Here is a 14,534-nt window from a genome sequence, read left to right as displayed (position 1 = left end):
TGAGCAGGATTTCTTATTTAGTTATGGTAAAGTCACAGATACACAGACGATATTTATCAAATGTACTATCCAATGATTTAAATCTATACATAGGTAGTTAAAAACTAGTTAAAACTGTGTTTTCTAAATGTTAATTTAATTTCGTTAATTTAACCTGTTAGCGAAACCTAATTAAAAAAATGGACATTAATCAGCTAGAAACTTTCATAGAAAACAATCAGTTAGATGAAATAGTGGCTCTATTGCAGCAAAAACCGCAATTGGCAACACAAATTACTTCGCATCAAATTTCGCCAATGTTATTGGCCTGCTATTACAAAAAAATGGATATTGCCAATGCAATTGCAGAATTTATGCCTGAACTGAATATTTTCGATGCTTGCTCCATTGGTAAATTTGATGATGTTACCTTATTAGTTTTCAAGGAGCCTCGTTTGGTCAATGAATATTCTGCTGATGGCTTCACCCCATTAGGTTTAGCTTGTTATTTCGGTCACGAAGAAATTGCTCGCTTTTTGGTGTTGAAAGGTGCAGAAGTGAATTTACCAAGTAAAAATGGTTTCAATGTCTTCCCTATCCATTCTGCTGTGGCGAGCAACAATTACAATATTGCGAAGATGTTGTTAGACGCAGGCGCTTATCCTAATGTTTGCCAAAAATCTGGCGTGGCACCTTTACATAGCGCTGCTCAACTAGGAAATATTGAATTGATTATCTTGCTTTTAGAACATGGTGCGGAAGTTGGCTTACGCATGGAAGGCGGCAAACTACCTGCCGATTTAGCCGCTGAAAAAGGTTTTGTGGAAATTGCGGAGATATTGAGAGACGATGATTAGTTGGAGTAACGAGTTAAAGGTTGAAAGTTACCAGCATGACCATTCTAAAATCAAAGGCCGTTGGTACATGACGCTACTTTACCTGTAACACACAACTCATAACCCGCAACTCGCCTATTCCCAAACTCTTAACCTAATACGTTTCATATAGCTTCTGATATCTAAAACTACAGCAGCTAATACATAAAAAAGAATCGGGAAACCTACAGCCAAAAACGACGAATAGATAAAGAACAACCTCACTTTCGAGGTACTCATATCTAATTTGTTTGCCAAATAAGCTGAAACTCCGAAACTACGTTGCTCAAAATAAGTAACTATGCGTTGAAACATATAAGTTGATTTTAAACCTAATTTACGAAATTAATAGTTAAACGTGTAATTATTAATTTTTGATTTAACCATAACGCCTAATTCTTTGTTTTAATATTAATCAAAAATTAAGGTATTGAGATAAATTAAGAGGTGACATATTAGTGTTTTAAAACATCAAACTTTCTTCAAAATCTTTAGCCCAATACCGCAGTTCAAACACTTTTTATCGTTGCAATAACCTTTTCTTAACTGTAATAAGGCTTGAGTTTGACAAGCATTTTCTACAATAACTCCAGCTTCTAAATATTGTGAAACTATTGCATTTTTCTCTGCAGCAATACTTTCTAATAGATAAAGAGCCCTAGTTTGATAATTCGCCTGACTTGTATATTTCCCATAAGCAAACAAAAATAGGCTAACGGTATTAATCAGCAGGTTATCGATGGAAGATTTACCTAATTGTACACTTACTTTTTCCGCTTCTTTATTAAAGTGGTAATGGTGCAACCAAAATTCATTTACATCAAGCTCTTCAAATAGCAGATGTAGTTCTTTCACATTTTTCACTTCCAACACCTTTGAAAACAAATGGCTTGACTTTACAATTAACGCAGCGAACTGTGCTAGTCTCAAGGTCGGGAAATTTTGTGGTCGCATCCTTAAAAACTTCCACAGAGAAATATCTATAGGCAAAAGAACATACTTCTTTCTCAAAAAATCATATTCCGATTTTAACTTATTTGAATAATCGCGTTCAAAACTTTGATTCAAGAAACCTGCCTGCCCGAAAATCAAAGCTTCTATCTGTAAAGGCTGGTCTTTATGTTTAGCAAATAAGGTTTGAGGCAAGCTTTGGGCAAGTAACTGCATAGGCAAAGCATTCACTTTAAAACCAAAATTTCTCGCCATAAAATGATAAAAGGTTTCATCCCAATTGCCATTCAGCTGTGCTAAACGCTCAAATACCTCTTTAGATTTATGTTCTAATCGTTCTACCAATACCCTTGAGAGAAAGCCGTTGACAACAAAATCATCAACCTGCCCTATTTGTTGTTCGCAAGGAAAAGTATAGGTTGAAGCAATTAAATCTTGGTAATTTTCAAATAGGTGCTGAGGAATTTTATTTTTCAGGCTCAGCGTGGGCACGATGGTTCCGTCGGCTCTAGTGATATCAATATCGTAATCCCATACCACATGCAGCACTACGTTTTCGTATGCATAGTCGTGCTGGTGCTGGTGCACATTCCAGTCGGAAGATTTTAGATGGACTTCTACCTGTCCTGCCCAAGTCGTATCATCGATAACTATTTTGGCATTACTAAAATCTGGGCCTGCATGCTTATTTGGAAAACCACAGTTGAGTATTTTTAACGCTTTTCCATCAACAGTTTGAAGCTGTAACGCATCATAAAGCCTAAACTGCCATACAAAATGTAGAAACTCTTCTGGAAACCGCATAGTTGAATTTAGCAATAAAAAGCTTCATTCAACCATGTTAAAACTTTAAAGAGTTAAGATTTTCTTAAATGATAGACCTTTTAAAGAGCTGCCAAATCTTAAAACTACGTAAGCCTATCAATTTTATTTAGCTTCTTTCTTTTTGTAGTTGGTGATGAATACCCCCAGAATAATTAGCACCGTGGCAATCAATAAATCGTAAGTAACGGTTTCGTTAAGAATTAGCCAACCTAAGAAAATAGCAATAATGGTATTGAAATAAGATAAAATGGAAACTTCTGTTGCACTCACTTTTTTTAATGCATAATTATAGCAGAAAAAACCAACCACAGAACCAAAAACTCCCAAATAAACAATAGCTCCCATACTTTGCCAACTCCAACTCCCAAAATCTATATCGGGAGAAACCAAAGAAGCTATAATTAATTGCGCCACCGCAGCATAAGCAAACTGGTAAAATAAATCGAGGAAGATATTACTACTCTTGTGAGTGTATTTTTTCGTATAAATAGTTCCTGCAGCCCAGCCTAAAATAGCTACAGCTAAGTAGGTAATTCCAGTTTTATAATTAGGGTCGAGTATATCGCCAATGCCATCCCTAAAAATAAAAGCTACGCCACTAAAGCCAATAATTACGCCTACGAAGCCTTTTAAACTTGGTTTCTGCAGACCAAAAACTAAACTTCCTAAAAATACAACAATCGGAGATAAAGCGGTTAATAATGAAGTTAATCCACTAGGGATACTTTCTTCGGCTACGGTAGTCATGCCATTGGCAATGATGATCATTAAACTGGCTACCAAAATTTGTCGTCCAAGGCTTTTCCAGCCTATCCATTTAAACTCTCTCTTATATAGTAAAATAGCTAGTAAAATTGAAGAGGCAACTACTTGACGGAAACCCGCCACAAACCACGCTGGAATTGTATGAACCGCTATTCTAATACCCAAATAGGTGGTACCCCAAACTATAGCGATTGCAAATAACGCTGCAATTAACTTAACGTCTTTCTTTTGGCTCATATCAAGTTGGCAGCCTTTAAAATCTGCTCCATTTCTTGTTGTAAAGCCAACGCTTCTTCTCTTGCTCTTTCTGCGAAATCTTTGCCATTGCTAGCGTAAATTACACTACGTCCTGCATTTATCAACAAACCGCACTGGTTATTCAAGCCGTGTTCACAAACTGCGCTCAAACTGCCTCCTTGTGCGCCAATACCTGGAACTAACAAGAAGTTGTCTGGTGCCAAACGGCGAACATTTTGAAATTCCTCTGGTTTAGTAGCGCCAACTACATACATCATCTGGTTGCTATCTGCCCATTGCTGAGAAGTAGTAATTACCTGCTCGTATAGCTTTTGATCATCACTTTGCTTCGACTGAAAATCGTTGCTTCCTTCGTTAGAGGTTAAGGCTAAAAGAATTACCCATTTATCTTTGTAAGCCAAAAATGGAGATACAGAATCTTTACCCATGTAAGGTGCTACAGTTACCGAGTCGAAGCTCATGTCAGAACTTTCTTCCTTAAAAAAAGCCTCTGCATACATTGCCGAAGTATTCCCGATATCGCCACGCTTAGCATCTGCGATCGTAAATACATCTTTAGGAATATGTTTCCAAGTTTTCACCAAGGTATCCCAACCTTTTACACCACGAGTTTCATAGAACGCCGTATTAGGTTTATAAGCCACACACAAATCGTGGGTAGCATCAATCAGCTGCTTGTTAAATTCAAGAATTGGATCGTCATACTTTAGTAAGTGCTTAGGCAGTTTATCTAAAACTGGGTCTAGACCTACACACAAGAATGATTTTTTAAGTTGAATTTGTTCAAAAAGCTGCTGCTTGTTCATTTCTGATAAGATTTTAAGGATGTGCAAAGATGAGGAAAGATTTACGATTTTAGATGCTCGATTTTAGATTTAATTGTTTAACCGCTTATTTAGTTAATTGAGAATAGTTGATGGACAATAGTCACATAGTAGATAGTTAATTGAAATTATTTGAAATTATTAAAGTATGCACCCTTAGAAAAGCAATTGCAGTTCTACTATCTATATTTGTTCCCGCCACAGGCTCATACTGCACTGGCCTTAGCCACAGGGCCGGTATCCGCCAATGTCGGGTTTAGTTTGCAAGTGCAGTGCACAGGTTTAAGTTAATTAAACCCTGTAGCAGCGGAAATACTTTTTGGATGAGGAACCTCATAGGTTTTATTAGGCATTGAGCAGAGGAAACCTATGAGGTTTGAGCGAGCGCAGCAAAAAGATTGTAGCGTATAACGGGGCTAAAGTAAGCGATGTAAAGCGACACGCACATTTTCTAATTCCTCAAAAAACATGAAACTGAGAGAAATAGCAAGCTAAAGAACAACAAACCAAGCAACTAAAAACACTTGCATTTAAAGAATGTGCAAACTTTTTTTCCAAAATTCTTGCAGATTAAAATCCAATTCCCTACAATTGTGGCATAATTCTCAGAAAGTTTATCTGAATACCCTCCGAAAATATCTTAGCAAGAAAAATTCTTTAAATCTTTTAAGCCCTTTTTTGGTTGTATTATTTGGTTAAACCCTTAAAATAAAATTCTCGACAAAATATAAATGTTTAGTAAAACAGAACTAACTGAAAAGCTAACTGCCGAATTACGTGAGTTAGCAAAAGCGAATGGTGTTGATAATGCTGGCGATTTACGCAAAAGTGACTTAATCGAACAAATTCTTCAAAAACAGACTGTAACAGCTGAAGTTGCTGTTACTCCTGAGCCTGCCGCTGAAACGCCTTCTACCGAAAAAACTTCTAGAAAAAGAACACGTATTGCGAAAGACGCTGCACCTGTTGCGGAAGAGAGAAAAGAGGAAAAGGCAGCAGAGCCAACCCTTTTTGATAGTGCGGAAGAAATTGAAATTCCTTCGCCTGATTTTGAAGCAATTGCTTTGGTTACAGGTCAGGACCTTTCGAAACAAGAAAGCATTGCTGATAAAATCCAAAATCAGAAAAACAAAAAAGACCGCACTCCAAAAGGCAAAAACGACAATGCTAACAACGAAGTTATTGTAGTTGAAGAAAAACCTGCTCAGGAAGAAAAACCTCAGCGAGAGGAAAATAAAAACCGTCCGCAGAAAAATCAAAACCAGAACCAAAATCAGAACAATAACAACAGCGGTAATCATAAACAAAACGAGACTAGCTATTCTAACTTAGATTTCGATAATACGATTACCAATGAAGGTGTTTTGGAAATTATGCCTGATGGCTATGGTTTCTTGCGTTCGGCAGATTACAACTATTTATCTTCTCCAGATGATATCTACGTATCGCAGTCACAAATCAAATTGTTTGGTTTAAAAACTGGTGATACGGTTAATGGAAGTATCCGCCCGCCGAAAGAAGGTGAAAAATATTTCCCATTGGTAAAAGTAATTAGCATTAACGGTCGTATTCCTGCTGATGTGCGTGACCGCGTTCCTTTTGATTACTTAACGCCACTTTTCCCTACAGAAAAATTAAATCTATTTACTGATAGCACCAACTATTCTACCCGTATCATGGACTTATTTACCCCAATTGGTAAAGGTCAGCGTGGTTTAATTGTAGCACAGCCTAAAACGGGTAAAACCAATTTATTAAAGGAAGTTGCTAATGCGATCGCTAAAAACCATCCAGAGGTATATTTGATTATCTTGTTAATTGATGAGCGTCCGGAAGAGGTAACAGATATGGCCCGTAGCGTAAGAGCAGAAGTGGTTTCTTCTACTTTCGATGAGCCGGCAGAAAGACACGTAAAAATCGCCAATATCGTTCTAGAAAAATCTAAACGTTTGGTAGAATGCGGTCATGATGTAGTGATCTTATTAGACTCTATTACGCGTTTGGCAAGGGCTTACAATACTACCGCTCCTGCTTCTGGCAAAATCTTATCTGGTGGTGTTGATGCCAATGCTTTACACAAACCTAAGCGTTTCTTTGGTGCGGCTCGTAACATTGAAAAAGGCGGTTCTTTAACTATTTTAGCTACAGCTTTAACAGAAACTGGCTCTAAAATGGATGAGGTGATCTTCGAAGAATTTAAAGGTACAGGTAACATGGAGCTACAATTAGACCGCAAATTGGCTAACAAACGTATCTTCCCAGCAATTGATATTACGGCTTCGAGTACGCGTAGAGACGATCTATTATTGGATAGAGAAAGTCTACAACGTGTTTGGGTATTGCGTAACCACTTGGCAGACATGAACTCGCAAGAAGCGATGGAATTGGTACAAGCCCAAATTAAAGGCACTAAGAGCAACGAAGAATTCCTTTTAGGAATGAACGGATAATAGACTAAAGACCAAAGTTTAAAGACTAAAGCCATGGCGAGAATGCTTTGAGCTTTAGTCTTTCAGCTTTAAACCTTTTAAAAGATGCTGAACCTCCCTAATGCTTTAACGTGTGCCAACCTATTTTCTGGTTGTATTGGTATTGTATTTTGTTTTAATGGCGATTTAAAATCTGCCGCCTACTTTGTCATCCTATCAGGAATCTTTGATTTTTTTGATGGCATGGCTGCTAGAGCTTTAAAAATAAAGAACAGCATTGGAAAAGATTTAGACTCACTAGCAGATGTGGTAAGCTTTGGTTTTTTGCCTGGAGCAATCATGTTTCATCTATTTAAAGCAAGTGATGCGCCTCACCAATATCTTCCTTATTTTGCTTTTATCATTACCTTATTTTCTGCACTGAGACTGGCTAAATTCAATAACGATACTCGTCAAACAGTAGATTTTATTGGTTTAAATACACCAATGAATACTTTGTTTATTGTCTCCTTACCTTATGTTGCAGATTATCACCCTCAAGTAATTGGTAACTGGATAGTTTTAGCGGCTATTTCTGTAGTATGTAGTTATTTATTGATAAGTGAAATCAAGATTTTCTCCCTAAAATTCAGCAACTTCAGATGGAGTGAAAATAAAATCAAGTTCGTCTTTATGATTTTATCTATTGCTTTATTTGCATGGCAACAGTTTGTGGCTATTCCAATTATACTGCTATTATATATCGGATTGTCTTTTGTTTATTTTAGAAACAATTAGTTTTTTATATTTCCGGGTCGTCATTGCGAGGTACGAAGCAATCTTACAACCTTAGGAAAAGAATACATCGCTTTAAGATTGCTTCGTCGTTCCTCCTCGCAATGACGATAATACTATAGCGATGTTACAACTGAGCTTCTAACTCCGTTTTAGACTTTGCTACTTGTGTAAGAATAATATTGAGCTCTTGTTTAATTTCCACAAGCGCAGCAGGAATCTTCTCTACATCTATGCCTTCTTTAGCATTACGTTCAATTACCTGAACATAATCTCTGATATCTTCTCTACCTACGTAATAGAAAGTTGGCTTCACTTTATGAGCAAATTCAGATGCCGCTTTCCAATCTTTTGCGTCCACAGCTTTTTGCAAATCTTCTAAATAAATAGGAATTTGCTCCACCAAAGTATCCAACATCTCAATCATAAATTCTGCGCTATCGCCAGACATCTCTCTCAAATATGATAAATCTAAATCTTCGTTACTTTTAGCTGGGTTAATCATTGTTATACTTAGTTATTTTTTCGACTGTCAATTCATCGCTCAAGTTAGTTAAAATGCTCGAAATTTTCTCCTTAAAAATCGGATGAATAAAATTTTCCGCAATTTCATTTAAAGGTTGTAACACAAACCTGCGCTTATGCATTTCGGGATGAGGCAAATGCAAGTCATTACGATCATTAACAATCACATCTCCATAAAATATAATATCGATATCAATTAAACGCTCTCCCCACCTTTCTAACCTCACTCTTCCCATTTTTTGTTCAATTGCTAACAATACTTTTAGCAGCTGTAAAGGTTCCAAATCACTCTTCACCCCAACAGCTTGATTTAAAAAACTTGGCTGGTCTGTTTTACCCCAAGCCGCTGTTTCATAAACACTTGATTTCACAAAAACCGGTCCCACTTCTCTCTCAATAAACGCAATTGCAGTATTTAAATTTTGCGTTCTATCTCCCAAATTTGTACCAAGTAACAAATAAGCATTTCTCTGCTCTAATTCCATATCGTTTTTCTTTAGCGAAACAGGTCAATTAATTTCCCGCTTAGCTAGCGTAATTGCGTTATATCACAATGCATTTTTTATATTTACAAATTAAACATTATTAAAACTTATGAAAGAATTTTTCAAATATGTTTTCGCTACTGTGTTCGGTATAGTTATCTCGGCAGTTATTTTAGGTGTACTATTTTTCATTGTATTTGTCGGCATGATCTCGTCAATTGGCAGTGAAACAGAAACGGTAGTTAAAAAGAACTCCGTTTTATACCTCAATCTAGACCAAGCAATTATAGAACGTACTCCAGAAGGTTCTTTTGGAAGTTTATTTGGTGGTTCTAACGATAAAAGTATAGGTTTTAATGACGTAATCAGGGCTTTAAAAAAGGCTCAATCTGATGAAAAAATCCAAGCAGTTTACATCAACGTAAGCGCTCCAAATGCTGGTATGGCCACCATGCTGGAAGTTAGAAATGCCATCATCGATTTTAAGAGAAGTAAAAAACCAGTAATTGCTTATAGCGAAGTATATTCTCAAGGAGCTTATTACTTAGCTTCTGCAGCCAATAAGGTTTACTTAAATCCGGAGGGAGAATTGGAATTTAAGGGCTTCAGCTCTAATTTGATGTTCTTTAAAGGTGCATTAGAAAAACTGGGAATCGAAGCACAAATCATCCGTGTAGGAAATTACAAAAGTGCAGTTGAACCACTTATTAACACAAAAATGAGCGATTATAACCGTCAGCAGGTTACCGCTTACGTAAATGGTTTATACGATACTTTCTTAACAGGAATTTCTCAAACTCGTAAAATCGAAAAAGACAGCTTAGCTCAAATCGCTGATCAATATAAAATCCAATTACCTAAAGATGCTTTGGCTTATAAAATGGTAGATGGCTTGAAATATAAAGATGAGATTTTAGATGAGTTAAGAAATATCACTGGAACGGACAAAAAGAAAGATATCAATACCGTAAGCATCAACGATTATGTTAAAAGTTTAACTACCGAAGGTGAATCTAATTCTAAGAACAAAGTAGCTGTAATTTATGCCAATGGTGATATTGTTGGTGGCGAAGGTTCTGATGAGCAAATTGGTTCTGAACGTATCTCTCGTGCCATTAGAAAAGCTCGTTTGGATGATGATGTAAAAGCTATCGTGCTTCGTGTAAATTCTGGGGGTGGCAGTGCCTTAGCGTCTGACGTGATTTGGAGAGAAATGGTGTTGAGTAAAAAAGCAAAACCGGTAATTGCTTCTTTTGGTGATGTTGCCGCATCTGGCGGATATTACATTGGTTGTGCTGCTGACAGCATTTTTGTACAACCCAATACCATCACAGGTTCTATTGGCGTTTTTGGTGTGATTTTTAACTTCCAAGAATTATTCAACAATAAATTAGGTTTAACTTTTGATGGCGTAAAAACTGGTCAATACGCGGATATTATGAGCAGCAACCGCCCATTAACTCCCGCAGAAAGAGCAATTATCCAAAAAGGTGTAAATAACATTTACGACACTTTTATTACCAAAGTAGCTGATGGAAGAAAAAAGACGAAGACCCAAATTGACAGCTTGGGCGGCGGTCGTGTTTGGATTGGTACTGATGCCGTTAAAAATGGTTTGGCCGACAGACTAGGTAGTTTTAGTGATGCTGTGACTTCTGCTGCTAAAAAAGCTAAATTAAAAGATTACAAAGTAGTAGAATATCCAGAAAAAATTGACCCGTTAAAAGAATTCCTTGGTTCGGCTAAAGACAATGTTAGTGCTTATTACGCCAAGAAAGAGTTTGGCGAAAACTATGTATTGTACAAACAAATGCAAAAAGCAATAAGCAATACTGGTATGCAAGCTAGAATGGAGTACGAAATTAGAATCAAATAATTTTCGAGTTTAGAGTTACGATTTGAACCTATCAATCCCGTAACTCGCAACTGATAACTCGTAACTTAAATCCCAGAATGGAAAACAAACCCGTAGCACGTACACTTAGACTATTATCACAATTAATGGAGCTTCACAACGAAAATCCATTCAAGATAAAATCTGTAGCAAACGCAGCTTTTAAAATAGATAAATTACCTTTTGCTATTGCTAGTAAGCCAACCAGCGAAATCGATAAGATAGATGGCGTTGGTAAAGGCATTGCTGCTAAAGTAATAGAGCTGCTAGAAACTGGAAGTATTGCAGAACTAGAAACATTATTGACCCAAACGCCTCCTGGTATTGTAGAAATGTTAGCGATTAAAGGTATTGGCCCTAAAAAGATTGGTGTCATCTGGAACGATTTACAGATTGAAAGCGTTGGCGAACTTTATTATGCTTGCAACGAAAACCGATTGATTGAAGCCAAAGGTTTCGGCCTAAAAACTCAAGAAGAAATTAAAAAAGTAATTGAGTTTAAAATGGCTGCCGATGGTAAGTTTTTGTACGCCAAAGCAGAGCCGTTGGTCAACGAAATCCATGAAAAGCTATCGGTTTGGCTTGGCCAAGTAGACCATGAATCACTGTTTGGAATTGCAGGCGAATACAGAAGGCTTTGTGAAATTATCGAGGAGGTTGTTTTTGTCATTGGAACCGAAACTCCCGAAATTATCGTTGAGCAACTTATTAATTTTGAGTTGGGACTTGTAGAAACTTCTACGAATGTATTTGCGGTACAGACAGAAACCGGTTTACATATCAAGTTGTTTATAGTTCCCAAAACCAATTTCTATTTAGATTACTTTAGGCTAACTGGTAACGAAACACACGTTGAAAAAGTGCTTTCACTAGCTGGAAATCATGTCTTTAAATCAGAAGAAGAAATTTACGAAAAAGCAGGTTTAGCTTTCATCTTACCAGAATTACGCGAAGGTTTAAATGAAGTTGAGCTAGCTAAAAACCATCAATTACCTACCCTAATTACCGATAATGATTTAAAAGGAAGTTTGCACAACCACTCTGATTGGAGCGATGGCGTGCATACTTTGGAGGAAATGGCATTATACTGTCGTGATGTGTTGAAACTGGAATATCTAGGTATGTGCGACCACTCCAAATCTGCTTTTTACGCCAATGGACTAAACGAGCAAAGAGTGTATGCCCAACATCAGCAAATTAACGAGCTAAACAAAAAATTAGCACCATTTAAAATTTTCAAAGGTATTGAGAGCGATATTTTATACGATGGCTCACTAGATTATAGCGATGACATCCTGAAAACTTTTGATTTCGTGGTAGCTTCCGTTCACAGTCAGTTAAAAATGACAGAAGAAAAAGCTACTGAACGTTTATTAAAAGCTATTGAAAATCCTTATACCACTATTTTAGGGCACCCAACCGGGCGATTATTATTAAGCAGAAAAGGGTATGATATTGATTATAAAAAAATAATTGATGCTTGTGCTGCCAACGGAGTAGTCATAGAAATTAATGCCAACCCGCTACGTCTTGATTTAGATTGGCGTTGGCATCGTTATGCTTTAGAAAAAGGAGTTCTACTTTCTATTAACCCCGATGCACACCGTAAAGAGGGTTTCTTAGATATGCGTTATGGCGTAATGGTTGCCCGCAAAGGAGGCTTAACAGCAGAAAAATGTTTGAATGCTTTTACGTTAAATGAAATCAGCGACTTCTTTTCTAGTAAGAAGAATTAACCTTCCTTTTGAAAAATTAAAATAACTTTGTGAATGATTAGTGAATTAGCCAACCAAATTTTTGTCCAAGCCATCGCAGACTATCATCTTTTTGATGAAATAGACCACCCAATCAACAATCCTTTTGATAGCAATACTATTGAGCACTTACTTTATCATAAGAATTGGATTGACACAGCTCAATGGCACATGGAAGATGTGGTAAGAAACCCAGACATCAATCCCGTTGATGGTTTACAATGGAAGAGAAGAATTGATGCTCAAAATCAGGTAAGAACTGACATGGTAGAATATATCGACAGCTATTTTCTTCAAAAGTTTGAAGGTATTGAAGCTAAGGCTGGTGCAAAAGTGAATACAGAAAGTCCAGCATGGGCGATAGATAGGTTATCTATTTTAGCTTTAAAGATTTATCACATGCAAGAAGAGGTAAATAGACCTAATGCAAGTGAAGAGCACAGACAACTTTGCCAAGGAAAATTGGATATTTTGTTAATGCAGAGAAAAGACCTTTGCTCTAGTATAGATGAGCTTTTAACTGACATAGAAAATGGGGATAAATACATGAAAGTGTACAAGCAGATGAAAATGTACAACGACCCTAGTCTAAACCCAGTATTATACAATAAAGCTTAAGCAGCGTTTTATGTCTGCTAGAAGAATTATTATATTTCGTTTTTCGGCCATGGGTGATGTAGCCATGGTCGCTTCTGTTTTAAGAGAGCTTATTGAACAAAACCCTGATGTGCAGCTCGTAATGGTGAGCAGAGCACCTTTTGAGGCTTTTTTTAATGGGATAAAGAATCTGAGTTTCCATGCTATCAAACCGAAAAAAGAGCACAAAGGCTTTGCTGGTTTATACCGATTATACAAGGAACTTAAAAATTATCAAGCTGATGCTGTTGCCGATTTACATGATAACATCAGAAGCAGAATTTTATCGTTGTTTTTTAGAATCTCAGGCACAAAAATTAGGAGAATAAACAAAGGTCGTTCTGAAAAGCAAGCATTGACTAGAAATAACAACAAAATACTGAAACCTTTAAAACCTACTGTAGAACGTTATGCAGATACCTTTAGGAATTTAAGTTTAAGTTTAACATTAAAGCATCAGTTATTAAAACAGCTTCTTCCTCTTCCTGAAAAAGCGAAATTGTTCTTTAATGCGAGTATCAAGAAAATTGGAATAGCTCCTTTTGCACAACACATTTATAAGATGTATCCAGTTGAAAAAATGGAAACAGTTATTCAACTATTAATTGAAACAGGGTATCAGGTTTTTATTTTTGGTGGAGGCGAGAAAGAATTTCAAATAGCTAATCAATGGAAGGAAAAAAAGCCGTTACTGATTAACACCATAAAACAATTTTCACTTGAAGAAGAACTGGATATCATTTCTCATTTAGACTTAATGCTGAGTATGGATTCTTCAGGAATGCACATGGCTTCGTTAATGGGTATAACTGTAATTTCTATTTGGGGCCCAACCCATCCGTTTGCCGGCTTTTTAGGATATGGGCAATCTTTAGACGATTGTATTCAAATTGAACATCCTAATAGACCTAATTCGATCTATGGAAACAAACCTTGTCTTTGTGGTGTTGAAGAATGTATCAGCCTTATTAAACCAGAAACGATTGTTAATAAAATAAGGGACAAATTAAATGGCTAAGCAGTTAATTATCATTAGACATGCCAAATCTGACTGGGGAGATTTTAACCTCAAAGATTTTGACAGACCATTAAATCCGCGAGGACATAAAAATGCTCCAGAAATGGCAGGACGCCTCGCAGCAAAAGAAATTAAGCCAGATGTTATTGTTAGTAGTCCTGCATTGCGGGCATTAACCACAGCAAAATATTTTGCCTCAGGTTGGAAATTGGAAGCTGAACAACTACACACCAATGCTTCTGTCTACGAAGCGAATATCAAAATGCTACTACAGGTAGTTAACGGATTTGATGACAAGCACAACAGTATTGCATTATTTGGGCACAATCCTGGCTTAACAGATTTTGTGAATTACCTAACAGATGAATATCTAACGAATATGCCAACTTGTAGCGTAGCAATCATTGAATTCCCTTTTGATGAATGGAAATTGGTTAGTAGCAATACGGGAAGTCTGGTATTGTTTGATTATCCGAAAAACGGATTGGACTGACAGGGTTGTCATTCTGAACACAGTGTAGAATCTGCAAAAGATACTTCAA

The 14,534-nt window shown here is 36.7% G+C and carries 14 protein-coding genes; 8 read left to right on the top strand and 6 right to left on the bottom strand.

Translation table 11 applies throughout. The annotated features are described in order from the left end of the window. The first annotated feature begins 179 nt into the window (after positions 1–179). Complete coding sequence (locus CRO54_RS00700; protein WP_097127536.1) at positions 180–836, top strand: ankyrin repeat domain-containing protein; 657 nt, start codon at positions 180–182, stop codon at positions 834–836. A gap of 114 nt (positions 837–950) precedes the next feature. Here the strand turns inward: CRO54_RS00700 and CRO54_RS00695 are convergent, their stop codons facing one another. From CRO54_RS00695 to pyrF, 4 genes are all read right to left on the bottom strand, one after another. Next, positions 951–1,169 carry a PspC domain-containing protein gene (locus CRO54_RS00695; protein ID WP_097127534.1) on the bottom strand — a complete coding sequence of 73 codons (219 nt, stop codon included), beginning with the start codon at positions 1,167–1,169 and terminating at the stop codon, positions 951–953. Positions 1,170–1,325: 156 nt separating this feature from the next. Then, positions 1,326–2,609: a DUF2851 family protein gene (locus CRO54_RS00690; protein ID WP_097127532.1), complete on the bottom strand. Its 1,284-nt coding sequence runs from the start codon at positions 2,607–2,609 to the stop codon at positions 1,326–1,328. A gap of 123 nt (positions 2,610–2,732) precedes the next feature. Continuing rightward, positions 2,733–3,632 (bottom strand): DMT family transporter, encoded by a 900-nt coding sequence (locus tag CRO54_RS00685; RefSeq protein WP_097127529.1) that lies wholly within the window; start codon positions 3,630–3,632, stop codon positions 2,733–2,735. Continuing rightward, entirely contained in the window at positions 3,629–4,459 is an 831-nt protein-coding gene (gene pyrF / locus CRO54_RS00680) for an orotidine-5'-phosphate decarboxylase (protein WP_097127526.1), read from the bottom strand. The genes CRO54_RS00685 and pyrF overlap by 4 nt, the downstream gene beginning before the upstream one ends. Positions 4,460–5,208: 749 nt before the next feature. On the opposite strand from pyrF, the gene rho reads away from it, so the two are divergent. Together rho and pssA are read left to right on the top strand one after the other, a co-directional pair. Then, a complete protein-coding gene (gene rho, locus CRO54_RS00675; protein WP_097127524.1) occupies positions 5,209–6,927 on the top strand; it encodes a transcription termination factor Rho in 1,719 nt (572 codons plus the stop codon). A gap of 84 nt (positions 6,928–7,011) precedes the next feature. Then, positions 7,012–7,683, top strand: coding sequence for a CDP-diacylglycerol--serine O-phosphatidyltransferase (gene pssA / locus CRO54_RS00670; protein ID WP_097127522.1), 672 nt, complete (start codon positions 7,012–7,014; stop codon positions 7,681–7,683). A gap of 124 nt (positions 7,684–7,807) precedes the next feature. Here the strand turns inward: pssA and CRO54_RS00665 are convergent, their stop codons facing one another. Further along, positions 7,808–8,185: an Hpt domain-containing protein gene (locus tag CRO54_RS00665; RefSeq protein WP_097127519.1), complete on the bottom strand. Its 378-nt coding sequence runs from the start codon at positions 8,183–8,185 to the stop codon at positions 7,808–7,810. Then, positions 8,178–8,690, bottom strand: coding sequence for a 2-amino-4-hydroxy-6-hydroxymethyldihydropteridine diphosphokinase (folK, locus tag CRO54_RS00660; protein ID WP_097127517.1), 513 nt, complete (start codon positions 8,688–8,690; stop codon positions 8,178–8,180). Before folK ends, CRO54_RS00665 begins: the two co-directional genes overlap by 8 nt. Positions 8,691–8,799: 109 nt before the next feature. Here folK and sppA point away from each other — a divergent pair, with 109 nt between their 5' ends. The 5 genes from sppA to CRO54_RS00635 all read left to right on the top strand — a co-directional run bounded on the left by sppA (position 8,800) and on the right by CRO54_RS00635 (position 14,485). Further along, complete coding sequence (gene sppA, locus CRO54_RS00655; RefSeq protein WP_097127515.1) at positions 8,800–10,566, top strand: signal peptide peptidase SppA; 1,767 nt, start codon at positions 8,800–8,802, stop codon at positions 10,564–10,566. A 77-nt stretch (positions 10,567–10,643) separates the two neighbouring features. Continuing rightward, positions 10,644–12,320 (top strand): DNA polymerase/3'-5' exonuclease PolX, encoded by a 1,677-nt coding sequence (locus tag CRO54_RS00650; protein WP_097127513.1) that lies wholly within the window; start codon positions 10,644–10,646, stop codon positions 12,318–12,320. Positions 12,321–12,353: 33 nt separating this feature from the next. Beyond that, entirely contained in the window at positions 12,354–12,956 is a 603-nt protein-coding gene (locus CRO54_RS00645) for a DUF4254 domain-containing protein (protein ID WP_097127510.1), read from the top strand. Positions 12,957–12,966: 10 nt separating this feature from the next. Beyond that, entirely contained in the window at positions 12,967–13,992 is a 1,026-nt protein-coding gene (locus tag CRO54_RS00640; RefSeq protein WP_097127507.1) for a glycosyltransferase family 9 protein, read from the top strand. Continuing rightward, a complete protein-coding gene (locus CRO54_RS00635) occupies positions 13,985–14,485 on the top strand; it encodes a SixA phosphatase family protein (RefSeq protein WP_097127504.1) in 501 nt (166 codons plus the stop codon). The genes CRO54_RS00640 and CRO54_RS00635 overlap by 8 nt, the downstream gene beginning before the upstream one ends. The last annotated feature ends 49 nt before the right edge of the window (positions 14,486–14,534 follow it).

The sequence above is a fragment of the Pedobacter xixiisoli genome (assembly GCF_900215335.1).
Taxonomy (GTDB): Bacteria; Bacteroidota; Bacteroidia; order Sphingobacteriales; family Sphingobacteriaceae; genus Pedobacter; species Pedobacter xixiisoli.
The sequence above is the reverse complement of the archived record's forward strand: the minus strand, read 5'-3'. Positions and strand labels throughout refer to the sequence as shown.

What these genes read in the sequence shown, in the direction of transcription:
- CRO54_RS00700 (WP_097127536.1), top strand. Translation starts at nt 180, where the DNA reads ATGGACATTAATCAGCTAGAAACTTTCATAGAAAACAATCAGTTAGAT.
- CRO54_RS00695 (WP_097127534.1), bottom strand. Translation starts at nt 1,169, where the DNA reads ATGTTTCAACGCATAGTTACTTATTTTGAGCAACGTAGTTTCGGAGTT.
- CRO54_RS00690 (WP_097127532.1), bottom strand. Translation starts at nt 2,609, where the DNA reads ATGCGGTTTCCAGAAGAGTTTCTACATTTTGTATGGCAGTTTAGGCTT.
- CRO54_RS00685 (WP_097127529.1), bottom strand. Translation starts at nt 3,632, where the DNA reads ATGAGCCAAAAGAAAGACGTTAAGTTAATTGCAGCGTTATTTGCAATC.
- pyrF (WP_097127526.1), bottom strand. Translation starts at nt 4,459, where the DNA reads ATGAACAAGCAGCAGCTTTTTGAACAAATTCAACTTAAAAAATCATTC.
- rho (WP_097127524.1), top strand. Translation starts at nt 5,209, where the DNA reads ATGTTTAGTAAAACAGAACTAACTGAAAAGCTAACTGCCGAATTACGT.
- pssA (WP_097127522.1), top strand. Translation starts at nt 7,012, where the DNA reads ATGCTGAACCTCCCTAATGCTTTAACGTGTGCCAACCTATTTTCTGGT.
- CRO54_RS00665 (WP_097127519.1), bottom strand. Translation starts at nt 8,185, where the DNA reads ATGATTAACCCAGCTAAAAGTAACGAAGATTTAGATTTATCATATTTG.
- folK (WP_097127517.1), bottom strand. Translation starts at nt 8,690, where the DNA reads ATGGAATTAGAGCAGAGAAATGCTTATTTGTTACTTGGTACAAATTTG.
- sppA (WP_097127515.1), top strand. Translation starts at nt 8,800, where the DNA reads ATGAAAGAATTTTTCAAATATGTTTTCGCTACTGTGTTCGGTATAGTT.
- CRO54_RS00650 (WP_097127513.1), top strand. Translation starts at nt 10,644, where the DNA reads ATGGAAAACAAACCCGTAGCACGTACACTTAGACTATTATCACAATTA.
- CRO54_RS00645 (WP_097127510.1), top strand. Translation starts at nt 12,354, where the DNA reads ATGATTAGTGAATTAGCCAACCAAATTTTTGTCCAAGCCATCGCAGAC.
- CRO54_RS00640 (WP_097127507.1), top strand. Translation starts at nt 12,967, where the DNA reads ATGTCTGCTAGAAGAATTATTATATTTCGTTTTTCGGCCATGGGTGAT.
- CRO54_RS00635 (WP_097127504.1), top strand. Translation starts at nt 13,985, where the DNA reads ATGGCTAAGCAGTTAATTATCATTAGACATGCCAAATCTGACTGGGGA.